The organism is Novosphingobium ovatum (genome assembly GCF_009909235.1).
Classification (GTDB): Bacteria; Pseudomonadota; Alphaproteobacteria; order Sphingomonadales; family Sphingomonadaceae; genus Novosphingobium; species Novosphingobium ovatum.
On record NZ_JAAAPO010000005.1, the window covers coordinates 394,409 to 417,282 of the forward strand.

22 protein-coding genes are annotated in these 22,874 nt (G+C 65.1%); 7 read left to right on the forward strand and 15 right to left on the reverse strand.

Features of this window, described 5'->3' with window-relative positions; all coding sequences use genetic code 11:
* Window positions 1–53 precede the first annotated feature (53 nt).
* From pheT to GTZ99_RS14275, 7 genes are all read right to left on the reverse strand, one after another.
* Window positions 54–2,441, reverse strand: coding sequence for a phenylalanine--tRNA ligase subunit beta (gene pheT / locus GTZ99_RS14245; RefSeq protein ID WP_161719981.1), 2,388 nt, complete (start codon window positions 2,439–2,441; stop codon window positions 54–56).
* Window positions 2,442–2,453: 12 nt separating this feature from the next.
* Window positions 2,454–3,566: a phenylalanine--tRNA ligase subunit alpha gene (gene pheS, locus GTZ99_RS14250; RefSeq protein WP_161719983.1), complete on the reverse strand. Its 1,113-nt coding sequence runs from the start codon at window positions 3,564–3,566 to the stop codon at window positions 2,454–2,456.
* 115 nt (window positions 3,567–3,681) lie between these two features.
* Window positions 3,682–4,506 carry a helix-turn-helix domain-containing protein gene (locus tag GTZ99_RS14255; RefSeq protein ID WP_201742537.1) on the reverse strand — a complete coding sequence of 275 codons (825 nt, stop codon included), beginning with the start codon at window positions 4,504–4,506 and terminating at the stop codon, window positions 3,682–3,684.
* Window positions 4,507–4,697: 191 nt separating this feature from the next.
* Window positions 4,698–5,057, reverse strand: coding sequence for a 50S ribosomal protein L20 (gene rplT / locus GTZ99_RS14260; RefSeq protein WP_161719987.1), 360 nt, complete (start codon window positions 5,055–5,057; stop codon window positions 4,698–4,700).
* Window positions 5,058–5,070: 13 nt separating this feature from the next.
* Entirely contained in the window at window positions 5,071–5,274 is a 204-nt protein-coding gene (gene rpmI / locus GTZ99_RS14265) for a 50S ribosomal protein L35 (RefSeq protein ID WP_028642078.1), read from the reverse strand.
* Between the two features lie 152 nt (window positions 5,275–5,426).
* Window positions 5,427–5,825 (reverse strand): gamma-glutamylcyclotransferase family protein, encoded by a 399-nt coding sequence (locus GTZ99_RS14270; protein ID WP_161719989.1) that lies wholly within the window; start codon window positions 5,823–5,825, stop codon window positions 5,427–5,429.
* Window positions 5,822–6,619 carry an inositol monophosphatase family protein gene (locus tag GTZ99_RS14275; protein WP_161719991.1) on the reverse strand — a complete coding sequence of 266 codons (798 nt, stop codon included), beginning with the start codon at window positions 6,617–6,619 and terminating at the stop codon, window positions 5,822–5,824. The genes GTZ99_RS14270 and GTZ99_RS14275 overlap by 4 nt, the downstream gene beginning before the upstream one ends.
* A gap of 169 nt (window positions 6,620–6,788) precedes the next feature.
* Here GTZ99_RS14275 and GTZ99_RS14280 point away from each other — a divergent pair, with 169 nt between their 5' ends.
* A complete protein-coding gene (locus GTZ99_RS14280; RefSeq protein WP_161719993.1) occupies window positions 6,789–7,733 on the forward strand; it encodes a helix-turn-helix domain-containing protein in 945 nt (314 codons plus the stop codon).
* A 77-nt stretch (window positions 7,734–7,810) separates the two neighbouring features.
* Here the strand turns inward: GTZ99_RS14280 and GTZ99_RS14285 are convergent, their stop codons facing one another.
* The 4 genes from GTZ99_RS14285 to GTZ99_RS14300 form a co-directional block, all read right to left on the reverse strand.
* A complete protein-coding gene (locus tag GTZ99_RS14285) occupies window positions 7,811–8,746 on the reverse strand; it encodes a ribose-phosphate pyrophosphokinase (RefSeq protein WP_161719994.1) in 936 nt (311 codons plus the stop codon).
* Between the two features lie 163 nt (window positions 8,747–8,909).
* Window positions 8,910–9,890 (reverse strand): class II fructose-bisphosphatase, encoded by a 981-nt coding sequence (gene glpX, locus GTZ99_RS14290; RefSeq protein ID WP_161719996.1) that lies wholly within the window; start codon window positions 9,888–9,890, stop codon window positions 8,910–8,912.
* Between the two features lie 225 nt (window positions 9,891–10,115).
* Window positions 10,116–11,471, reverse strand: coding sequence for a homoserine dehydrogenase (locus GTZ99_RS14295; protein WP_161719998.1), 1,356 nt, complete (start codon window positions 11,469–11,471; stop codon window positions 10,116–10,118).
* Between the two features lie 96 nt (window positions 11,472–11,567).
* The gene (locus GTZ99_RS14300; RefSeq protein ID WP_201742538.1) at window positions 11,568–12,302 is read right to left on the reverse strand and encodes a hypothetical protein; all 735 of its coding nucleotides are present in this window, start codon (window positions 12,300–12,302) and stop codon (window positions 11,568–11,570) included.
* A 505-nt stretch (window positions 12,303–12,807) separates the two neighbouring features.
* On the opposite strand from GTZ99_RS14300, the gene GTZ99_RS14305 reads away from it, so the two are divergent.
* The 4 genes from GTZ99_RS14305 (at window position 12,808) to GTZ99_RS14320 (ending at window position 15,461) form a co-directional block, all read left to right on the forward strand.
* Window positions 12,808–13,464 (forward strand): energy transducer TonB, encoded by a 657-nt coding sequence (locus GTZ99_RS14305; RefSeq protein ID WP_161720000.1) that lies wholly within the window; start codon window positions 12,808–12,810, stop codon window positions 13,462–13,464.
* Window positions 13,465–13,561: 97 nt separating this feature from the next.
* A complete protein-coding gene (locus GTZ99_RS14310) occupies window positions 13,562–14,320 on the forward strand; it encodes a MotA/TolQ/ExbB proton channel family protein (protein ID WP_161720002.1) in 759 nt (252 codons plus the stop codon).
* A 127-nt stretch (window positions 14,321–14,447) separates the two neighbouring features.
* On the forward strand, window positions 14,448–14,984 hold the full coding sequence (locus GTZ99_RS14315) for an ExbD/TolR family protein (protein WP_201742539.1): 537 nt from the start codon (window positions 14,448–14,450) through the stop codon (window positions 14,982–14,984).
* Window positions 14,985–15,014: 30 nt separating this feature from the next.
* A complete protein-coding gene (locus GTZ99_RS14320; RefSeq protein ID WP_161720004.1) occupies window positions 15,015–15,461 on the forward strand; it encodes an ExbD/TolR family protein in 447 nt (148 codons plus the stop codon).
* A gap of 75 nt (window positions 15,462–15,536) precedes the next feature.
* Here the strand turns inward: GTZ99_RS14320 and GTZ99_RS14325 are convergent, their stop codons facing one another.
* Genes GTZ99_RS14325 through GTZ99_RS14340 form a run of 4 tightly spaced genes read right to left on the reverse strand, consistent with a single transcriptional unit; the run spans window position 15,537 to window position 20,596 of the window.
* Complete coding sequence (locus tag GTZ99_RS14325) at window positions 15,537–17,978, reverse strand: ligase-associated DNA damage response DEXH box helicase (RefSeq protein WP_161720006.1); 2,442 nt, start codon at window positions 17,976–17,978, stop codon at window positions 15,537–15,539.
* Window positions 17,948–19,393 (reverse strand): phosphoglucomutase/phosphomannomutase PgmG, encoded by a 1,446-nt coding sequence (gene pgmG, locus GTZ99_RS14330; protein ID WP_227711361.1) that lies wholly within the window; start codon window positions 19,391–19,393, stop codon window positions 17,948–17,950. Before pgmG ends, GTZ99_RS14325 begins: the two co-directional genes overlap by 31 nt.
* Window positions 19,380–19,679 carry a J domain-containing protein gene (locus GTZ99_RS14335; RefSeq protein ID WP_201742540.1) on the reverse strand — a complete coding sequence of 100 codons (300 nt, stop codon included), beginning with the start codon at window positions 19,677–19,679 and terminating at the stop codon, window positions 19,380–19,382. Before GTZ99_RS14335 ends, pgmG begins: the two co-directional genes overlap by 14 nt.
* 17 nt (window positions 19,680–19,696) lie before the next feature.
* Entirely contained in the window at window positions 19,697–20,596 is a 900-nt protein-coding gene (locus GTZ99_RS14340; RefSeq protein ID WP_161720008.1) for a division plane positioning ATPase MipZ, read from the reverse strand.
* A 97-nt stretch (window positions 20,597–20,693) separates the two neighbouring features.
* Here GTZ99_RS14340 and panC point away from each other — a divergent pair, with 97 nt between their 5' ends.
* Together panC and GTZ99_RS14350 are read left to right on the forward strand one after the other, a co-directional pair.
* Entirely contained in the window at window positions 20,694–21,554 is an 861-nt protein-coding gene (gene panC, locus GTZ99_RS14345) for a pantoate--beta-alanine ligase (RefSeq protein WP_161720010.1), read from the forward strand.
* Between the two features lie 107 nt (window positions 21,555–21,661).
* A complete protein-coding gene (locus GTZ99_RS14350) occupies window positions 21,662–22,720 on the forward strand; it encodes a nucleoside hydrolase (RefSeq protein ID WP_227711362.1) in 1,059 nt (352 codons plus the stop codon).
* The last annotated feature ends 154 nt before the right edge of the window (window positions 22,721–22,874 follow it).

A 22,874-nucleotide genomic window follows, 5' to 3' on the forward strand; every position in this document is an offset into this window, starting at 1 on the left:
CCCCGCCCGCATCATTATGTCCGGTGCTGTGACACGCAGGTTACCCGCGCCCGTTACCCGCGCAGGATGGCACCCTGCTTGGCGGCAGCGGCAGTCACCTTGTCGCTGATCGCCTTCAGATCCGCCTCGGCATAGGTCTTCTCGCCCGGTTGCAAAGTCACCTCGATGGCGATCGACTTTTGCCCCTCTGGCACGCCATTGCCGCGGAAATCGTCAAACACGCGGGCGGCGGTGATGTTCACCTTGTCGGCGTTTTTCACCGCACGCTGCAGATCACCCGCCGGCTTGTCCGCCGCCATCAGGAACGCGAAATCGCGCGTCACCGCCTGCAAGGCCGGGGGCGCATAGTTCACGCGGGCAAAGCCGCCTGCACCCTTCTTGGCCGGAATCGCGTCCAGAAAGATCTCGACCACGGCGACCGGGCCGTCGATGTCCAGCGCCTTTTGCGTGGCCGGGTGCAGCATGCCAAAGCGCGCCAGCACGTTTTTGGGCCCCAGACGTAGCGTGGCCGATTGGCCGGGGTGGAACTGCGGCCCGGCCTCACCCATGACTTGCAGATTGTCGACCGGCGCGCCCGCCTCGGCCAACAGCGCCAGCGCCTCGGCCTTGGCGTCAAAGGCGTCAAAGGTGGCAGCCTTACCGGTGGCCCACCCGCGCGGCGTCTTTTCCCCTGCCAAAACAACGGCCAAGGTCAGGCGCTCATCGCTGCGGCCATCAGTACCGCGCAGGTAACGGCGGCCGATTTCAAACAACCGCGCCCCGCTTGCGCCGCGATCGGCATTGCGCTTGGCCGCCGACAACAGGCCCGGCAGCAGGCTGGGGCGCATGGCCTTCATGTCCTCGCTGATCGGGTTGGACAGCACCCAGGGCTGACCATCGGCAAACAGTTCCGCCTGCGCCACCGGCAGGAACGACCAGGTGATCGCCTCGTTCAAACCACGCGCGGCGGCGGCGCGGCGCAACCGGCGCTCCAGTTTCTGCACCGGGGTGGCGGTGGGGCGGGCCACACCATCGACACGCGGCAAGGCCACGCTGGCGATGTTATCAAGCCCATGAATACGCACGATTTCTTCGACAATATCCGCCGCGCCATCGACATCCGGGCGCCAGCCCGGCACGGTGACGGTCCAGTCATCCCCCACGCCAAAGCCCAGCGCGGTCAGGATGCGGGCTTGCTCAGCAGGCGCGATCTCCACCCCGCCCAGCGTAGTGGTGCGATTGGGATCAAAAGTCAGCGTTTTCAGCACAGTAGGCGCATCCCCCGCCCGCACAACCTCGCTGGCCTCACCCCCGCAAATGTCCAGAATCAGACCCGTCAGCAGGTCCAGCCCGGTGTCCAGAAAGGTCGGGTCCACCCCGCGCTCAAACCGCCCGCGCGCATCGCTGGTCAGGTTAAGTGCCCGTCCGCCAACGGCAATCCGCTGCGGATTGAAATAGGCGATCTCCAGCAACACGTCCGTGGTGTCGTCCTGACAGCCCGAATGCTCGCCCCCCATGATGCCGGCGATGTCATGCACGCCTGCCTCGTCGGCGATCACCAGAATGTTGTCAGTGATAGCATAATCGCGGCCATTAAGTGCCGTTACCACCTCACCATCACGGCCCCGCCGCGCAACCACTTCGCCCGTCAGTTTCGCCAAGTCATAGGCATGCGCCGGACGGCCATAGGTCAGCATGACATAGTTGGTGATGTCGACCAGCGCGCTGATTGGACGCTGGCCCGCAGCGGTCAGCGCGGCCTGCATCCATTCGGGGCTGGGCCCGTTCTTGACGCCCTTGATCACCCGGCCATGGAAGGCGGGACACCCATCGGCATCCTCGATCCGGATGGAGACGGGGCAAGGATAGCTGCCCGCGATCCCCGGCGCGGTGATAGGGCGCAGCGTCCCCAGACCAGCGGCGGCCAGATCGCGCGCCACGCCATAGACGCCCATGCAGTCCGGGCGGTTGGGCGTGACGGAAATGTCGATCACCGGATCAGCGCCATGGTAATCGGCAAAGGCGGTGCCCACCGGCGCGTCTGCGGGCAGTTCGATGATGCCGTCATGGCCCTCACCCAACTCCAGCTCGCGCATCGAACACATCATGCCGTTCGATTCAACCGACCGCACGGCGGCAACCTTGAGCACCATGCCATTGGCCGGCACCACAGCCCCCGGCAGGCCCAGCACGCCCACCAATCCGGCCCGCGCATTGGGCGCGCCGCACACCACCTGCAAGGGCGCGCCCTCGCCGGTGTCGACGCTCAGCACCTGCAACTTGTCGGCATTGGGGTGACGCTCGGCGGTCAGGATGCGGGCGACGCGAAAGCCTTTCAGCTTGTCGGCGGGGTCCTCGATGCCCTCAACCTCCAGCCCGATGGCGTTCAGTTTGGCCGCGATCTGTTCGATGGTCGCGTCAGTGTCCAGATGGGCCTTCAGCCACGAGAGAGAAAACTTCATGTCAGCCGCCCCTTATGCCTGTACGCCCACGCCACCCGAGAGGGTGGGCACATCCAGCGCGCCAAAACCGTAATGGTTCAGCCAGCGCGCATCGCCGTCAAAGAAGGCGCGCAAATCATTCATCCCGTATTTCAGCATCGCCAGACGGTCGACGCCCACGCCAAAGGCAAAGCCCTGCCATTCCGCCGGATCATAGCCCCCGGCGCGCAGCACATGGGCATTGACCATGCCGCTGCCGAGCAGCTCCATCCAGTGGTGGCCCGGTTCATCGCCCGATCCGCCCACCACACGGCGCCCATCGACATAGCTATAGCCGGTGTCGACCTCGACGCTGGGTTCGGTGAAGGGGAAATAGCTGGGGCGCAGGCGCAGGACGATATCCTCACGCTCGAAAAACGCCTTGAGCATGGTTTCCAGCGTCCATTTCAGATGGCCCAGATGGATGTCCTTGCCGATCACCAGCCCTTCGACCTGATGGAACATCGGAGTGTGGGTGGCGTCCGAATCGCTGCGGTACACGCGGCCCGGCGCGATGATGCGCAGCGGCTGATTGCCGCCAGCGGCCAGCATGGCGCGGATCTGCACCGGGCTGGTGTGGGTGCGCAGCACCATCTCGCGGCCCTCTGCCGTCAGATCGGGCAGATAGAACGTGTCATGCATCGCGCGCGCCGGATGGGTTTCGGGCATGTTCAGCGCGGTGAAATTGTGCCAGTCGTCCTCGATCTCGGGCCCGGTGGCGACGGCAAAGCCCAGATCGGCAAAGATCTCGGCCAGTTCGTCCATCACCTGGCTGACGGGGTGGACGCTGCCGCGCGGGGTTTCGGGCGCGGGCAGCGTCAGGTCCACCGTCTCGGCGGCCAGACGGGCCTCCAGCGCGGCGGCCTCCAGCGTGGCCTTGCGCGCGGCCAAGGCATTGGTCACGCCTTCACGCAGCGCCTGAATGCGCGGGCCGGTCGACTGGCGCTCCTCCGGGCTCATGCCGCCCAGCGTTTTCAGCAGCGCCGAGATCGACCCCTGCTTGCCCAGCAGCGCGATGCGCAACGCCTCCACGCCGTCCAAGGTGTCCGCCGCCGCGATCTGGCCCAGCGCCTGCGCGCCCATGCTTTCGTAGTCCACTGCCGTCATTTTTCCGCGTCTGAGCGGGGTGCGAGATGCGCCCCTTTGTTGCCGCCCCCTTAAGCGCAGGGGCGGTCGGTTTCAACCTTTGCCGCCGATCGGCACGCGCCCGGGCGCAGGAAAGTCAGCGCGGCGGGTCCAGCGTCTGCACCGCCGATCCCTGCAACCGCGCCCGTTCCGACACGAACGCGTCCAGAATGGGATGCGGCTGGCGGGCATATTGGCGCGGGGACATGCCCATGAAGGCGTTGAACTCGCGCACGAACTGGGCCTGATCATGGTAATGGCCGTCCAGCGCGCCCACCCATTTCAGGCTGGGGTCCAGCATATATTGCGACAGGCTGCGCATGAAGCGCTGACGGCGCAGCAATTGCTTGGGGCTAAAGCCAAAGGCATGGGCGCAGATCCGCTCGATCGTGCGCGAGGAGGCGCCCACGCGGTCAGCCAGCTGCTCCACCCGCGCCACGGCCGGATCAACCAGCGCGGCGTGGATGGCGGTGATGCGGGTGACGTCCAGCTTGGGCACCGCCGGTTGGGCAAGGAAATGGGCGGCGATGCGGGCATATTCGGCCTGCGGATCGGGCGTGGCCCCAAACAGGCTGTCGGCCAGCGGGGCAAAGCGGGCAAAGGCGGAATGGTCATGGCCATCCACCACCCCATCGGCCAGATCAGCCGCCCGGTGCCCCACAAACCGCGCCCAGCCCAGCGGCAACAGCCCCACGCCCCAGATCCGGCAGCGCGGCACCGCAAACCGCAGGGCGCGGGTGCTGGGCCCGGTGGCGACAAAGCGCACATCCTCGACCGTTTGCCCGGCATGGTTGCAGGCGCGCAGGCCCGGCCCGTCGACAAAGCGCAGATTGCCCCATTCGGGATGCAGGAAATCGCTCACGCTCCCGCCTTCTGGCGGATCAATCTCGGCCAGATAGAAGGTGGTGAAATAGGGCGCCAATTCCGCGGGCGGTGGGCAGAATCGGGCCGTGACATGACATCGGCGCGACACCGAGCGGCTCCCATTTTTGTTATGTTACCGCGCTCATGCCGGGTAATGGGATGCCAGGTCAAACAAAAAGGGCCCTGTCCGCGATGCGGACAGAGCCCCTTTGATGCGATGCGACCGGCCCAGGGGCCGATCACCGGCCATTACGCCGGCAGCGCAGCCTTCGCCTGAGCGATGATCGCCGAGAAGACCGAACCCTCGTTCATCGCCAGATCAGCCATGGCCTTGCGGTCCAGCTCGATGCCGGCCAGCTTGATGCCATTGATGAACTGCGAATAGGTCAGGCCTTCAGCGCGGACGGCCGCGTTGATGCGCTGGATCCACAGGGCGCGGAAGGTGCGCTTCTTGGCCTTGCGGTCGCGATAGGCGTACTGGCCGGCCTTTTCGACGGCCTGACGCGCAACGCGAATGGTATTCTTGCGACGGCCGCGGTAACCCTTGGCCTGTTCCAGAATGTTCTTATGCTTGGCGCGAGTGGTAGTACCACGCTTGATACGGGACATGCTTCAGTACTCCTCAGTTCAGCCCGTAGGGCGCCCACTTCTTGATCACCTTCGCATCGGCGTCGCTGATCACTTCGGTGCCGCGGTTCTGGCGGATGTACTTGGCATTGTGGCTGATCAAACGGTGGCGCTTACCAGCAACGCCGTGCTTGACCTTGCCGTTGGCGGTGATCTTGAAGCGCTTCTTCACACCGCTCTTGGTCTTCAGCTTGGGCATTTTCATCTCCTGATTTGCGGTCTGGATCAGCTCGCCGTGGCAGCCCTTGTGGCCAGGCGGGCCGGCGAATCTCCCTTGCGGTTGATTCCTCCATCCCAAATGAAGGGGCGGCCCCTATCGGCATTCCGGACAAATGGCAAGCGCCATCGTCCTTATGCCCCATATACACGCCAGCCATGGGCGGCGGCATGGGCGGCAAAGTCACCATCGGGCAATGGCACCGCATCGGCTGGCACCGCGCCCGCCCACAAATAGGCCTGCGCGCCCACCCTTCCCCGCGGCCCGGTGACGTTGATGGCGGCGCGGGCATATTCGGCGCCCTCATAGGCGTCCAGCGGGCCCAGATCAAAGCCATCGGGGGCATCATACAGCCGCCCCCACACGCGCCCCTGCCCCGCCACCAGCGCGGGATACCAGCCATCGGCATCGGGAAGCGCATAGAGCGCGCCTGCCACCCAGCCGCGCCCCAGATCGGTCAGAGCGTCATGCGCGCGGGCGGCCACCGCATTGCCGCTGCCCGCGATCAACGTGCCGTAAAAGAACAGGATCAATGGTGGTGGTGATCCGGGCCACAGGCCAGCGCCTCGACCACGTCATCCTGCCGCGCCGGATCGCCCAGCGCGATGACATGGCCATCGCTGCCCGCGTGCAGCGGATCACCGTTCCAGTCGCACATCAGCCCGCCCGCGCCCTCGACCACCGGGACCAGCGCGGCCCAGTCATGCAGTTTCAGCCCGGCCTCGCACACGATGTCCAGATGGCCGCTGGCCAGCATGGCATAGTTATAGCAATCGCCGCCCATCACCATCCGGCGGTGGTCAGTCTTGGCCGCCAGACCCATGAAGTGCTGGCCCTGATGGTCGTCAAAATAATGCGGGCCGGTGGTGGCCAGCGTGGCGTCCGCCAATTCACGGCAACGGCGGGTTTTGACCGGCGCCCCGTTCAGCGTGGTGGCGCGGCCCGAAGCCCCCACCCAGCGTTCCCCGGCAATCGGCTGATCGATCACGCCCAGCACCGGCCAGCCTTCAACCACCAGCGCGATCAGCGTGCCAAACATCGCCCGGCCGGCCAGAAAGCCCGCCGTGCCGTCAATCGGGTCCAGCACCCAACTGCGGCCCGATGTCCCGGCCGTGGCGCCGAATTCCTCGCCAATGATGGTGTCGTTGGGGCGTTCGGCCCGCAGGATGGCGCGCATCGCCTCCTCGGCGGCCTGATCGGCCAGCGTCACCGGGCTGGCGTCAGCCTTGCGCTCGCTGGTCAGGCCAGAGCGGAAATAGGGGCGAATGGCCGCGCCCGCCGCATCGGCAAGGCGCAGGGCAAGGGCAATGTCATCATCCAGTTTCATGAGGACCGCATCTGCCCCGACAGCCGCCCTTTGGTCAAGCGCGCGCGGCGCCCCGGCGGCGGCGGCATCCTCCATCGGCGCAATTGACAAGTGTCCCGAATTGGGTCTTGCTGAGACAATCGGGGCCGTGGGGGCAGAAAACGGTAAATTTCGGGCATCGCCAGCGCAAATGTTGAAAAATATCGATCCAGCTGTTGATACGGCGGTTCAACCCCATGCGGGTGTATCGCGCGGCGGGCAACCTTTGTCCTATAATCGCTCGCCTCGGGCGGACTTGGTGCCGTGGATCGGGCGGCTCTATGCCACGGGTGTTGATCTGCCCGAAAACTATACATTGCAGTCCGGTTTGTTCAGTGATGTCTCCTGCATCCGCATCCAGTTGCGTGGCGACTGGACCGCCCAGACCGCCGATGGCCCGCGTCAGCACGCCCGCGCGGCGCTGTTGTTCGGGCCGAACACGCGGGTGATGCCGGTGACGGTGACGGGCAGCTTTCTCTCGGTGGGGATCATGTTGCGCCCCGGATCAGGCCATGCGCTGCGGGGGATGGACACCTCCCAACTGGTTGACCGCTTTATCTTTTGCGACGCGCTGGGGATCGATACCGATGCCGGCATGCGGCAATTGGAGGCCTGTGACAGCCCCGAGGCGATGCTGAGCGCGCTGGAGGATATCTTTGCCGATTGCGTCAAGATGCATGGCGGGGGGGAGCCTGACCCGGTCAGCACGGCGTTTGAATATCTGTCCTTCACCGATCCGCAGGCCAGCGTGGCCGATTTCGCCAAGGACATGGGCATCAGCCAGCGCCAGTTGGAGCGCATCATCCGCCGCGACTTTGGCCTGCCACCCAAGCAGATGTTGCGCCGCGCGCGCGCGCTGGACATGGCCAGCCACCTGCGCGGCGTGGCCGACGCCGCCGAGGCCGAGGATCTGATCCTGCGCTATTACGATCAGGCGCAGATGACGCGCGAATTTGCCGAGCTGTTCGGCACCACCCCGCGCCGGTTTGTCGCCACGGCCAATCCGATCCTGACGCTGGCGCTGGAATCGCGGCAGGCGCGGCGGCTGGAGGCCATCGCCCGCATCGCTCCCGGCGCCCAGCGGCCCTGGCAATAGGGCGCCAATCGGACAACACAGGCACGAAAACGGGGGCGCGTGGCCCCCGTTCCCTTATGCCTTGGCGGCTGACCCGATCAGTCGAACAGGCTCGACACCGAGCTTTCGTCGGCGATACGGCGCATCGCCTCACCGATCAGCGGGGCGATCGACAGGATGCGGATGCGGTCGGAATCGCGCGTCGCATCGGTCGGCAGGATGGAATCGGTGATCACCAGTTCCTTCAGCGCCGAATTGGTCACACGCTCCACCGCCGCGCCCGACAGCACGCCGTGGCTGATATAGGCCGTGACGCTGGCCGCGCCCGCGTCCATCAGCGCCTGCGCCGCGTTGCACAGCGTGCCGCCCGAATCGATGATATCGTCGATCATGATGCAGGTGCGGCCCTTGACGTCACCGATGATGTTCATCACCTCGGACTGGCCGGGCTTGTCGCGGCGCTTGTCGACGATGGCCAGCGGCGCGTTGTTCAAACGCTTGGCCAGCGCGCGGGCGCGCACCACGCCGCCAACGTCGGGCGAGACAACCATCAGTTCGCCGCCGCCATTGCGGGCCAGAATGTCGGCCGCCATGGTGGGAGCGGCAAACAGGTTGTCGGTCGGGATGTCGAAAAAGCCCTGAATCTGACCGGCATGCAGATCCACCGCCAGCACGCGGTCGGCGCCTGCCGTGGTGATCAGGTTCGCCACCAGCTTGGCCGAGATCGGCGTGCGGGGCAGCGGCTTGCGGTCCTGACGGGCATAGCCGAAATAGGGCATCACCGCCGTGATCCGCTTGGCCGAAGCGCGGCGCAGCGCATCGGTGATGATCAGCAGTTCCATCAGGTTGTCATTGGTGGGATAGCTGGTCGACTGGACAACGAACACGTCTTCGCCGCGCACGTTCTCGTGGATCTCGACAAAGACTTCCTCATCCGCGAACCGGCGCACGCTGGCATCGGTCAGCGGCAGTTCCAGATAGCCTGCGATCGCGCGCGCCAGCGGCAGGTTGCTGTTGCCAGCTATGATCTTCATCGCAAAATGCCCTTTTTTGCTAAATTCGAATCCACAACGCGGCCGCGCGCCGCCTTTGGCGCGGCCCTTAGCCGATGGTCACGCGATTGCAACACAAACCGCGCCCACGGCAAAGGGCGGCCGTGCCGGTGTGGCACAACCGCCCCATCTGGCCGCCCAGCGATCAGCGCGCCTTGCGGTGCTCGCCCTTGACCCAGCGAACGGTGCCGCTGCTGGCGCGCATGACAACGGTGTTGGTGGTCATCACGCCATCCTTGCGGTGCTTGACCCCGTCCAGCAGCGAGCCATCGGTGACGCCGGTCGCGGCAAAGATGCAGTCGCCCTTGGCCAGTTCGATCAGGTCATAGACCTTGTTCAGGTCATCGATGCCCCACTTGCGGGCGCGGGCGCGCTCGTCCTCGTTGCGGAAAACCAAACGGCCCTTGAACTGGCCACCGACACAGCGCAACGCAGCGGCCGCCAGCACGCCCTCGGGCGCGCCGCCCTGACCCATGTAGAGGTCGATATTGGTATCTTCGTTGGTGACGGCGATCACGCCCGCCACGTCACCATCGCCGATCAAATAGACGCCACAGCCAATCGCGCGCAGTTCGGCAATCAGGTCGGCGTGGCGCGGACGGTCCAGCACGCAGACCACGATATCCTCGGGCTTGACGCCCTTGGCGGCGGCCACGGCCTCGACGTTCTGGGTGGGCGTCTTGTTCAGGTCGATGATGCCATCGGGATAGCCCGGCCCCACGGCCAGCTTGTCCATATAGACGTCAGGCGCGTTCAACAGGCCACCTTCCTCGGCGATGGCCAGCACCGCCAGCGAGTTCGGGCCAGCCTTGGCGCAGATGGTCGTGCCTTCCAGCGGGTCCAGCGCGATGTCGATCTTGGGGCCCTTGCCGATGGCGCTGCCGACCTTTTCGCCGATGTACAGCATGGGGGCCTCGTCACGCTCGCCCTCACCGATGACCACGGTGCCGTCCATGTACAATTCGTTCAGCGCGGCGCGCATCGCCTCGACGGCGGCGGCATCGGCGGCCTTCTCGTCACCACGGCCGATCAGCTTGGCGGCGGAAATCGCCGCAGCCTCGGTCACGCGCACCATTTCCAGAACGAGTACGCGGTCAAGCACCTTGCTGGCGGGAGTAGCGGTCATGTGTGTCGCAATCCTTGTCGTTTCCGAGGGGACGCCGGCGGCCCAATCACCGGGGCGGGCGCTGCGATGAATACCTATGCGCCAGAATCAGCGCTTAGCCACGCCGCGCCTGATTGTCGAGACGCAGAACACGACAAAAGCATGACAAAAAAGGCACCGGAAGCAGCCTTCCGATGCCTTAATCGTGTTCTGTTGCGCTTTGGGGACGGTTTGGCCCCTTCCGCCTTACTTGCCCAGGATCTGCATCACCAGCGGCGCGGCGATCAGGCTGGGCGAGCCTTCCAGCAGACGCAAGGCTTCGGTCACCGCGCTTTCGGGGCCTTCGTGGGTGACCATGGCCACCATCACCTGCTCGCCATCGTCGGGGCGGCCTTTCTGGATCAGGCTTTCAATGGAAACGCCCGCATCGCGCATGGCGGCGGCGATTTCGGCCAGCACGCCGGGGCGGTCGGCCACGACAAAGCGGATGTAGCAGCGGCCACGGCGATGACCCGAAGGGGCGGTGGGCATGTCCTCCAGATCCGCGACCGTGATCGAGAAGGTCGCGTCCTTTTCAAAGCCCGCGTCATAGCCGCGCGCGATGTCGATGATATCGGCCACCACCGCGCTGGCCGTCGGGCCATCGCCCGCGCCCGCGCCCTGAAACAGCAGACGGCCCGAAAAATTGCCCTCGGCGACAACGGCGTTGGTCGCGCCATCGACATGGGCCAGCGGGTGATCCACCGGCACCAGATGCGGCTGCACGCGCTGGAACAGGCCCGGCGCGCCATTTTCGCCCGCATCCGCCTCTGCCATGCCGATCAGGCGGATGACATAGCCCAGCGAGCTGGCCTGCGCGATATCGGCAGCCAGAATGCGGCTGATGCCGGCCGTATCGACATTGGCAAAATCGATCCGCGTGCCAAAGGCAATGGCCGAGAGGATCGAGAGCTTGTGCGCGGCGTCCGTGCCCTCGATGTCGAACGAAGGGTCGGCCTCGGCGTAACCCTTGGCCTGCGCCTCGGCCAGCACGTCGGCGAAATCGCGGCCGGTGTCTTCCATGGTCGACAGGATGAAATTGCAGGTGCCGTTCAGGATGCCGTACAGGCGCTCGATCCGGTTGGCGGCAGCGCCCTCGCGCAGGCCTTTGATCACAGGGATGCCACCGGCAACGGCCGCCTCGAACCGCATCGGCACGCCCTTGCCCTCGGCCTCGGCGGCCAGTTCCAGACCGTGGTGGGCGATCATCGCCTTGTTAGCGGTGATCAGCGCCTTGCCATGGCGGATGGCGTTGCGCGCCAGCGTCAGTGCCGGACCATCCGAACCACCCACCAGTTCGACCACCACATCGACATCCTCGCGGGCGGCCAGTTGGGTCATGTCGTCTTCCCACGCATAGGCGGTCAGATCAACGCCGCGGTCGCGCGAACGATTGCGCGCCGAAACCGCGGTGATTTCCAGCGGACGCCCGGCGCGGCGGGCAATCAGATCGCCATTGGCCGCAATCAGCCGAATGACACCAGCCCCCACCGTGCCCAGCCCGGCCAGGGCAATGCGCAGAGGTTGACGGGCAGCAGCGGCGGAATCAGTGGTATTGGCCATGGTTCTCCCTTTCGGGCCGGTGCCCTAGGCGGCAAATGCCGCGCCCGCAATGGGGGCGATGGGGGGCGCGGTGCAATTTATGGGCGGATCGGGCGATCAGGGGCGGCTGGCGTCGGTCCGGCCACAAGGCCCCAGATCGGCGCGCACCAGCAAATAGTCGCGCATCGCCTGCAACCGCGCGTCACCATCTGGCGACACCTGCGCCGCATCGGGCAGGCGTTCGGGCAGGGAGCAGGCCAGACGATACCACGCCAGCGTGTCCTTGGCGGGCGGCTTGCCATCCATGTCGACCACTTCGGAGAAGGAGACGCTCCACGCAGGCGCTGCGCCGGGCCGGTGGCGCACCGTGATCGAGGCGGGCGCGCCGCCAGCGGTCGAGAGGAACAATTGTGTTTCGCCCTCTCCGGCCAGTGTGCCGGGCTGGTAGATCGCCTCGGACACGCCGGTGACGGTAGCGGGCGCGCCGGGGGTGCCCAGATCGCTCAGCACACCGCGCAAACGCTTGTCCAGTTCGGCCGACCACAGCCATTGCGCGCCCGGCGTCATCAATTGCACCCGCGCGATCTCTCCGGTGATGGCACCGGGCACCGGGCGGGCAAACAGCACCACCGCCTGTTTGCGCAAATTGGGCAAACGCCCGCGCGCGTCCAGAGGGACATAGGCCAGATATTCCACCAGCGCCGTGCCGGGCGTGATCCCGCGCAAGGCCTCACGCGGGATGGCTGTGACATAGGATAGGGCCATGCCGGGCTGCGCGCCCGGGACGCCCTGATCGACCGCGCGCAGGCTTTTGATCTCGGCAATCAGAATCAGCGGGGCCGATTCGGCCATGACAGCGGTGTCTGAATAGGTTTGTACGATATTTTGCGTAACAGGCGGCGAAACCTGTGCCAAAGCCGGAAAAGACAGCCCGCAGGCCAGCATTGCGGCCCCTGCGAAAATGACGCTTCGCGATTGGAACATCGCGGAAATCTCCTGAAAAGCCCCTGCATGGACACGGCCCGTGCAACCATGCCCAAGGGTAGGGTAAGCCACGAGGCCTTAGCACAGATGAATTTTGAGTGAACGCCCTCGCTTTGCCGATAAGACGTTGCGCAGGGGGGGCGAGGCGGTTAAAGCACCGGAAAAAGCGGGCCACACGATGATGAAGGCCCCAATGTCGCCATTTGCCTTATCGCTGCGGTTACCGTCATGGTCATCGTCGCGCAGCGGGTACATGGCATCCGGTATATCCGGCAGGGTGGAAATGCGTTTTACCCATGAGGCTCGGTGGCAACACCGCGTTTCATGGTCGGCCCGGGATTTTCCCGGGGTTGGAATGGAGTGATGCGTCTGAATGGCCTACGCTGATCAACCTATGAACAACAGTCGCATTATTGCGATTGTCGTCGTTGCCTTGATTCACGTCGCCGTCGGTTACGCTCTGGTGACTGGCCTGGCCTATGAAGCGGCCACTAAGATCATCAAGAAGGTGACCACCGTCGACATCAAGGACGAACCGAAACCGCCGCCGCCGCCGCCGCCGCCGCCGCCCAAGGATGCGCCGCCGCCGCCGCCGGTCGTTGCCCCGCCGCCAGTTGTGAACATTGCCCCGGCTCCGGCGCAAATCACGACGGTGCCCGTGGCTCCGCCTGCGCCGCCGCCGCCTGTTCTTGCGCCGCCAGCTGCGCCGCCGCCGCCGGCCCCCAGGTTCCCCCCCGTCGCTGCTGCCCCCAAGGGTCAGCCGGCGAATTGGGTGACGACTGAGGACTACCCCTCGCGCGCTCTGCGTGAAGGCGCCCAAGGCACCACCAGCTTCCGTCTGAGCGTTGGCCCCGACGGTCGCGTGACCGGCTGCGAAGTCACCGGTTCTTCGGGCAATGCTGAACTGGACGCGGCCACCTGCCGTTACGCCAGCAGCCGTGCGCGGTTCACTCCGGCTAAGGACGGTGAAGGTCAGCCCACCACCGGTTCTTACTCGAACCGAGTGCGTTGGCAGATCCCGCGGGATTAATCCTTACGACGACTATACTTGGGGGTGCGGCACTTGCGCCGGTCCCCTGACCAGCAAACCCTTATTCTCTTCGAGAGTTCTTTGAGAGGACCATCGCATGCTTTTTGAAATGCTCACCGCTGCCGCTGGCGCCGGCGCCCCGCAGAACAAGTTCGGCTTCATGGAAGCCATGGAACAGGGCGGTCTGATCGCTCAGACCACCGTTGTGATCATGCTGATCTTCTCGCTGGGTTCGTTCTTCATTCTGTTCACCCGCCTGTCGGACCAGAAGAAGGTTTTCGCTCAGCAGAAGGCTCTGGCCAACTTCTGGCGCGCGCCTTCGCTGAAGGAAGGTCTGGCCAAGCTGGACAAGACCAGCCCGTTCCGTGACATCGTCGAAGCCGGTATCCTGGCCGACGAAAACCACGGCAAGATGGCTGACTCGCTGGAAGCCCACGACTGGGTGCACTCGTCGCTGGCTCGCACCGAAGCCTCGATCAACGCGTATCTGGCTCGCGGCCTGCCCTTCCTGGCGACCGTGGGTTCGACCGCTCCGTTCGTGGGTCTGTTCGGTACCGTGGTCGGCATCTACCGCGCGCTGATCGCCATCGGTCTGGCCGGTTCGGCCTCGATCGACAAGGTTGCCGGCCCCGTCGGTGAAGCGCTGATCATGACCGCCATCGGTCTGCTGGTCGCCGTGCCCGCCGTTCTGGCCTACAACTTCCTGCAGGCCCGCAACAAGCGCATCGCCGAAGTCCTGACCGGCTTCTCGGCTGACGTGCTGGCCTACATCAACTCGAAGGGCGCCATCAAGCCGGCCCTGCCGGCCGCTGCTGCCAAGGCTGCTCCGGCGCCTGCCAAGCCCGCCGCCAAGTAAGGCCTAGACGACACCCGGATCGGCTTCCCTCAGGCGATCCGGGTGCGCAGGGCAGGAGCGGCACTGCGGCATGCGGCAACCGCTCCGGCCCTAAATTCCGGGCCATTTGCAAGGATAGGATAAAACAATGGCAATGTCTGTTGGCGGTGCGGGCGGCGAAGTAAAGCCGATGTCCGACATCAACACCACCCCGCTGGTGGACGTGATGCTGGTGCTTTTGATCATCTTCCTGATCGCGGTTCCTGTCGCGATCCAGACGATCCAGAAGCTCCACATTCCGATCATGGTTTCGCAGGAATCGAAGGATAAGGTCGAGAACCTGCTGATCACCGTGAGCACCACCGACGCTGCTGGTCGCAACGCGGGCGATGCCGGTTTTGAAGGCGCCCAGCGTGGCGGTGAATGCCGCGTCTATTTCAACAACATCACGCCGGTGGATTCGACCGAGCTGTTCGATCAGGCCTACAAGCGCCTGGAACAGATCATCAAGCGTGAAGGCGGTGCCGAAGCACTGCGCGCGAACCCTGAAAAGGTTCCGCAGGTGCACATCCGCGCCGACGTCCAGGCTCCCTGGCGTTGCGTGGCTGGCGCCATCTTCAACGTGCAGCGCGCCGGCTATCCGACCGTGGGCTTCATCTCGACCCCGGTCGATCCGAACGGCTAATCCAGCCACTGTAACTCAGGAGTAAAATCCATGGCTATGTCAGGTGGCAAGGACGACGGCGAGCCGATGTCGGAGATGAACACGACTCCGCTCATCGACGTTATGCTCGTGCTGCTGATCATGTTCATCATCACCATCCCGGTGGCGACCCACTCGGTCGACATCGACCTGCCGACCCCGAATCCGCACGCGGTCAAGCCGCCGATCGATCCGGTCAAGAACAAGCTGATCGTTGCACCGGATGACAAGATCCTGTGGAACGGTACGCCGATCGAAATCGGTATTCTGGCCCAGAATCTGAAGGATTCGACCCAGTTGCCCGTCGAGCCCGAACTGCAGTTCGAGCCCGATGCGCAGGCCGGTTACGACATGTCGGCGCGCGTTCTGAACGTCATCAAGGCGTCGGGCGTGACCAAGTTCGGCTTTGTCGGCAACGAACGTTACGCTGGTTTCAACAAGGCGCCCGACGCCAAGTAAGCCAGTACGATACATTCGGACGCATTTAAGGGGCGGAGCAATCCGCCCCTTTTTTGTGCCCGCCGTCGGCGCAATCTATCCGCGCATCGCCTCTGCGGCCAGTGCTTCGGCCTCGATCAGCAGGGCATCGTCGGCAGCGCCCGCGGGTAGGCTTTCGCGCCCAATCATCGCCAGCACCGGCACGGCCATCGGGCTGATGCGCGGCAAAACGCGGTGCCGCACCTGTTGCCCCGCCCGCTCCAGCACATCGGCCACCCGCGCCACATCGGTCATTCGCGCCCGCGCGTCCGCCCACGCCGCCTCGATCAACAGGTGATCGGGCTCATACCGGCGCAGCACGTCATAGATCAGGTCAGTCGAAAACGTCACCTGCCGCGCCGATTTGCGCGCGCCGGGCTGTTGCCGCTCGATCAGGCCGGAAATCACCGCCACCTCGCGAAAGGCACGGCGCAACAGGTAGGACCCTTCGACCCAGGCGACAAATTCATCGACCAGAATATCGGGCGAGAGCAGCGCCGCCGGATCGCCAATCGGGTGCAGCCCCCACAAGGCCAGCGCATAGTCATTGGCGACAAAGCCCAGCGGCGCCAGCCCTGCGGCCTCCATCCGGCGGGAGATCAACATGCCCAGCGACTGATTCGCGGGCCAGCCTTCGAACGTGTAGAACACGCTGTAGGCCTGCCCGTTCAACGGAAACGACTCGACCAACAGATCCGTGCCGCCGGGCATTTCGGACAGGGCGCGCTGCATCTCCAGCCATTCGCGCACGTCATCGGGAAATCCCGCCCAGCGCCGCGAATCGCCCAGCAGCGCCCTCACCCGCCCCGCCAGATGGGTGCTGATCGGGATGCGCGCGCCCATATAGCTGGGAATGGCGGCGGCCCTTTTGCTGGCTCGCACCAGCAACGCGCCCTCCCGCAGCGATTCCACCTCCAGATCCAATCCGGCAAAGCGGAAGGTGTCGCCGGGCGCCAGCCCAGCGGCAAACTCTTCCTCAACCCGGCCCAGCGCGCGGCCATTGCGGAACGCCACCTCCACCATATCGGCGTCAACAATGATCCCGGCGTTCAACCGGTGGCGCGCGGCGATCTGGGGATGGGTCAGCGTCCATGTACCGTCGCGCGCGCGCCGAATCCGCCGGAACCGGTCATAGGCCCGCAGCGCATAGCCCCCGTTTGACGCAAACCCCAGCACCCGCGCCCATTGCGCGTCGCTGACCGCCGCATAAGGCGCGGCAGCGCGGATTTCGGCCAGCAAGGCGTCCTCGTGGAACGGGCCGGCACAGGCCACGCCCATCACATGCTGCGCCAGCACGTCCAGACTGCCGGGTCGCAACGCCTCGCCATCGCGCTGGCCGTCGCGCACGGCCTCGATGGCGGCGACAGCCTCCAGATACTCGAACCGGTTGCCGGGGACCAGAATCGCCTTGCTGGCGCGGTCCAGCCGGTGGTTGGCCCGCCCAATCCGCTGCAACAGCCGCGACGAGCCCTTGGGCGCGCCCATCTGCACCACCAGATCCACGTCACCCCAATCCACCCCCAGATCCAGACTGGCCGTGCACACCAGAGCGCGCAACCGGCCCTCGGCCATGGCGGCCTCCACCTTCACCCGCGCCTCACGCGAGAGCGAGCCGTGGTGGATGCCGATGGGCAGGTTTTCAGGATTGGCGTCCCACAGCAGCTTGAACGTATATTCGGCCAAAAACCGCGTGTTGGTAAAGATCAACGTCAGGCGATGGGCACGGATCAGATCGATCAGTTGCGGAATCGCCCAACTGGCCGCATGGCCGCCCCATGGCACCCGCGCGCCCTGCGGCAACAGGATATGCACCTGCGCAGGGGCGCCCGCCTCACCCGCCACCAGATCAACGCTGGCGACATCGCCGCCGGGCGCCAGCCACCCGCGATAGGCATCGGGATCGGCCACCGTCGCCGACAGGCCCGTGCGCAACGCCTCGGGCGCCAGCGCATGCACCCGCGCCAGCGCCAGCGCCAACAGGTCACCACGCTTGCCAGGTGCCAGCGCATGGATCTCGTCCACCACCACGCGGCGAAGGGTGGCAAACATGTCGGGCGCTTCGGGATAGGACAGCAACAACGAGAGCGATTCGGGCGTGGTCAGCAACACATGCGGCGGTTGGGCGCGCTGACGCGCCTTGCGCTCGGACGAGGTGTCGCCCGTGCGGGTCTCCACCCGGATCGGCAGGCCCATTTCCTCGACAGGGATCAACAGGTTGCGCTGCACATCCTGCGCCAAGGCCTTTAGCGGCGAGACATAGATGGTGTGCAACCCATCGGGCAGATCGCCATTGCAGACATCGGCCAGCGTGGGCAGGAAACCCGCCAACGTTTTGCCAGCCCCCGTGTCCGCCGCCACCAAGGCGTGCCGCCCGGCGCGCGCCGCCGCCAGTGCGCCCAACTGATGGCTACGCACCTGCCACCCCCGGTCGGCGAACCATTGCGCGATCACAGGGGGCAGAGGCACGCTCACCCGCCCAGCGGACGCACCACGCCGCATTGCGCCAGGGCCGCGTCCAATTGCGCCAATACCCGCGCCAGCCCCTGCGCAGAGGCGCTCTCGGCCCGCGCGCCCAGCATCGCCTCGGTATTGGACGGCCGCAGCAGCCACCACCCATCCGGCCCCGTCACCCGCAGGCCATCGGTCAGATCCGCTGCAATACCCGCCGCCCGCATCTGTTCGGCCACATTAGCGACGATGTCGAACTTCGCCTCCTCGGCCACGGGGATGCGGATTTCGGGGGTGGCATGCATCACCGCCATCGCCTCATGCATCGCCGTCACCGATCGCCCCGGCCGGACACTGGCCGCGATGATTCGCAACGCGGCATAGATCGCGTCGTCAAACCCATACCAGCGATCGGCATAGAACAGGTGGCCGGTCATCTCGCCGCCCAGAATGGCGCCGGTCTCTTTCATTTTGGATTTGATGTGGCTGTGGCCCGTCTTCCACAACAGAGGCTGCCCGCCCAAACGCGCGATATCGTCGATAACTGCCTGAGAAGTCTTGATATCGGCCACAACCATCGCCCCCGGATGATCCGGCAGAACATCAGCAGCCGCCAGCGACAACAGGCGGTCACCATCGATGATCCGCCCGCGCGCATCCACAATCCCCAGACGATCAGCGTCGCCGTCAAAGGCCACTCCAAAATCGAGATGGTTGGACAAGACCGCACTACGCAGATCTGCGAGGTTGGCGGCATTGGAGGGATCAGGATGATGGTTAGGGAAATGACCGTTGACGTCCGGGAACAACAGGATGTGTTCACCCGGCAATTGCGCGATCAACGCCTGCATGACCGGGCCGGCGGCGCCGTTTCCCGTGTCCCAGCCGATGCGTACCTGATCGAGGGCGGCGCGATCGACACCCTTCAAGGCGCCGAGCAGGGCAGCGCCATAGGCCGCCATTGGGCAGACAGCCCGATCGACCCCTTTGCGCCCGATTTCGGCCTGTTCCACGGCGGCCATCTGGCCCAACCGGCGGATATCGGCCCCGAAAAACGGCCGGCCCCGAAATACTATCTTGAAGCCATTGTGATCGCCGGGATTGTGGCTGCCAGTTATCTGAATGCCGCCATCCTGTTCTGGCATTGACGCCTCGGCAAAATACAGCATCGGCGTGGGGCCCAGACCAATCCGGGTGACGTCCACGCCGCCATCGGTCAGCCCGGCCACCAGCGCGGCCTCCAGCGCCGGAGAGCTGAGCCGCCCATCACGCCCCACGGCAATGCGCGCGCCACCCTCTGCCAGCACTACGGCCGCAAACCGCCGCCCGATGACATAGGCATCGGCGTCAAACAACGTCCGCCCATAAATGCCGCGAATGTCATATTCGCGCAGGATCGATGGGTGCATCACATGGCCCGTGGGCAGGGCAAAGCCCGCCACCAGGGGCGGATTACCGGTTGGCATCGCCCAGCTCGGTCAGCAACAGATCACGCGCGGCATTGGCCTCGTGCACCAGATCATTGGTGCCCCCGCGATCGGGATGCACCGTCAGCATCAACCGTCGGTGCGCGTCCAGAATGTCCTGTCGCCCCGCGCCGCCGCCCAGCCCCAGCAAGGTGCGGGCGCGCTGACGATCGACGCGGGCGCGATCCGCCTTTTGCCATGCGCGCCAGATGTCCCACGGCCAACGCCCGTCCAGCACGCGGCAGGCCAAACTGGCCAGCATCAGCAATGTCAGCAATTTGACCAAAACGCGCCCCTATGCCGTCAGGCGCCGGTATGGCCCGAAGTCGTATAGGCGCCATGGTCTACAGGTCCAGCGCCCTGCACCATAAAGCCGGCTGCAGGTGTCTCGGTCACTGGTTCGGCAACCGGCGGCGGCGCAGCACGGCGCGGGCTGGGCAGGTTCAACCCGCCGATCAGCGTGCGCAATTCCTGCCGCGCGACCAGATGGCTGGTGCCCAGATCGCCCAGATGCCCCTTGTCCAGCAGCGTCAGGCCCGATGGGAACAATTCGCGATAGATCACGCGCTCCGACAGGCCCTGCGCAATGCGAAAGCCCACCCGGCGCGACAATTCGGCCAGCGCGTTGTCGATACGGCGCATGTTGCGCGCCTCAACATGCTGGGTACGGTTGCGCACCACCACCCAATCCATCTCGCGGCGGTTTTCGTTGATCGTGGCATGGGCGCGTTTCTTGCGCGCTTCCCAGATCAGTTCGGCATAAAACGACAGGCGCTTTACCCGGAAGGTTTCAGCATCGACCTGCCCGATCAAGTCGAAATCGACAAAGCTGTCGTTCAGCGGCGTCACCAGCGTGTCGGCGGTCGTCGCCACATGGCGAGCGAATTCGTCATCGCGGCCCGGCGTGTCAAAAATCAGAAAGTCGACGTCCTGCGCCAGTTGCGCGATTTGCGCGTCCAGCTCCTCCACCGTGGAGCCACGGAACACGTCAAACGCCACCTGCGGCAGGTCAATCTCGCGGCGGCGCAAGGTTTCGCGGCGGTTTTCCATATAGCGGTGCAGCGTGCGCTGACGCGGGTCCAGATCCAGCGCCCCCACCCGACAGCCCAGATAGGCCAGCGCGATGGCGACATGAACGGCCGTGGTCGATTTGCCCGTGCCGCCCTTTTCATTGGCGAAGACAATACGATGCGGAGTCGACATGGTTTCCTGGCTCTGCTCACGGGTGGTCTGGCGTCAGCGCCAAACCGGTGGTACCCGGCCTGACCGACGTGGCAAGTGTATCGAAGGGGCATCACGGGTGCAAACCATCAATCGGCTGGATTCGCTGCGAGAGGCCGTCGCGACTCTGCGGGAAAAGGGCAAAGTGGCGCTGGTTCCGACCATGGGAGCCTTGCATTCCGGCCATTTATCGCTGGTGCGAGCAGCGCGGGAACGTGCCGCCACTGTGGTTGTATCTATTTTCGTTAATCCCCGACAATTTGCAGCCGGCGAGGATCTGGACGCCTATCCGCGTCAGTTGGAGGCCGACAGCGCCCTGCTCCGCGCCGAAGGGGTCGAACTGTTGTGGGCCCCGACACCCGCCGCGATGTACCCGGATGGCTATGCCACCAACATCAGCGTCAGCGGGGTGAGCGAGGGTTTGTGCGGGGCGGCACGCCCCGGCCACTTTGACGGCGTGGCCACAGTGGTGTGCAAATTGTTCAATCAGGTGCGCCCCGATATCGCCCTGTTCGGCGAAAAGGACTGGCAGCAATTGGCCGTCATCCGCCGCATGGCCCGCGATCTGGACCTGTCCTATCCGCATGTCGACGCCATTCTGGGCATGCCGACGATGCGTGAAACGGATGGCTTGGCGATGTCCTCGCGCAACGCCTATTTGACGGCGCAGCAGCGCGCCGATGCCGTCACCCTGCCCCGCGCGATGCAGGCCGCCATTGCCGCGATTGGCTCGGGCACGCCAGTGGACGCCGCGCTGGCCGGGCTGGAGGCCGATCTGCTGGCGGGCGGGTTTGTCTCGGTCGACTATGCGCAGGTATGCGATGCCGCGTCCTTGGCGCCGCTGACCACAGCGCCAGTGGCGCCCGCCCGCCTGTTGGTGGCCGCGCGCATCGGCAAGGCACGGTTGATCGACAATATGGATGTGCCGGTTGCGGGATAAATCTTCGCTTTCTTGTGAATACGCATGAGAAACGAAGCTATTCGGTGGCGTGACCCGCGCTGACGCGATACCCATGCGCAAGAGACAAGCCGCATGGGAGAGAGCGCATGACCGACCGCCTTTGGACATCCACCCCCACCATGGGTCGCCGCACTTTGCTGAGCGGCGCGGGGGCCGCGGGATTGGCGCTGGGTTGGGGCGGCCCGGCATGGGGGCTGTCGGCCACGCCACGCCAACGGATCATCATCGACAATGACCTGTCGGGTGACCCTGATGGCTTGTTCCAACTGGCGCACCATCTGGCCTCGCCCTCATGTGATGTGAGGTTGGTCGTGGGATCGCATCTGCATGATCCCGAACCGTTCGACCATTCGGCCACACAGGCCGACAACGCCGCCGCCAAAGCGCGCGAAATCATCGCCTTGATGAAACTGCCCCGCCGTCCCAAGGTACTGGCGGGCGCAAACAAGGCCCCCGATTTCGCCCATCCGGCACCCACCCCCGCCACCGCCGCCATCATTGCCGAAGCGATGCGTGACGACACCACCCTGCCGCTATATTACTGCGCCGGCGCGGGCCTGACCGAGCTGGCCATGGCGTGGAAGCTGGAACCGCGCATCGGCAAAAGACTGAAGCTGGTGTGGATCGGCGGACCCGAGCACAATGAGCTGAACCCCACCCTGCCGGTGCGGACCGACCCCGAATACAATCTGACGATTGACGCCGAGGCGGTCCGGATCCTGTTCAACCAATCCGATATCGAGATCTGGCAGATCCCGCGTGATGCCTATCGCCAGATGCTGATTTCGCACGCGGAATTGCGGGCGGGGCTGGCGGGCGCGGGGCGGCTGGGGCGATACCTGACGGCTTCGCTGGACCGCATCATCGCCATGGTGGCCAAAGCGCCGCCCCCGCACAACATGGGCATCGGCGAAACCTATATTCTGGGCGACAGCCCGCTGGTAACGGCCACGGCCCTGCAATCCTCGTTCGAGCCGGATGCGTCCTCCAGCGCCTATGTCATCAAGCCCACGCCGATGGTCGACGCAAAGGGATTTTATACCCCAAATCCTGGCGGGAGGCCGATGCGGGTGTTCACCCGGATCGACACTCGCCTGACCTTTTCAGACATGTTCGCCAAACTGACCGAGGCCGCCGCCCGATAGGGGTAGCGGCCCCGGCACAGGGGTTTAGATCCCCATGATCTTCTTGTTGAGTTCGCGATCAGCGCCGCCTTGGGCGAAGTCGTCGAAGGCGTGGGTGGTGGTCTGGATGATGTGGCGGGCGATGAAGGGGGCGCCTTCTGCGGCGCCCTGTTCG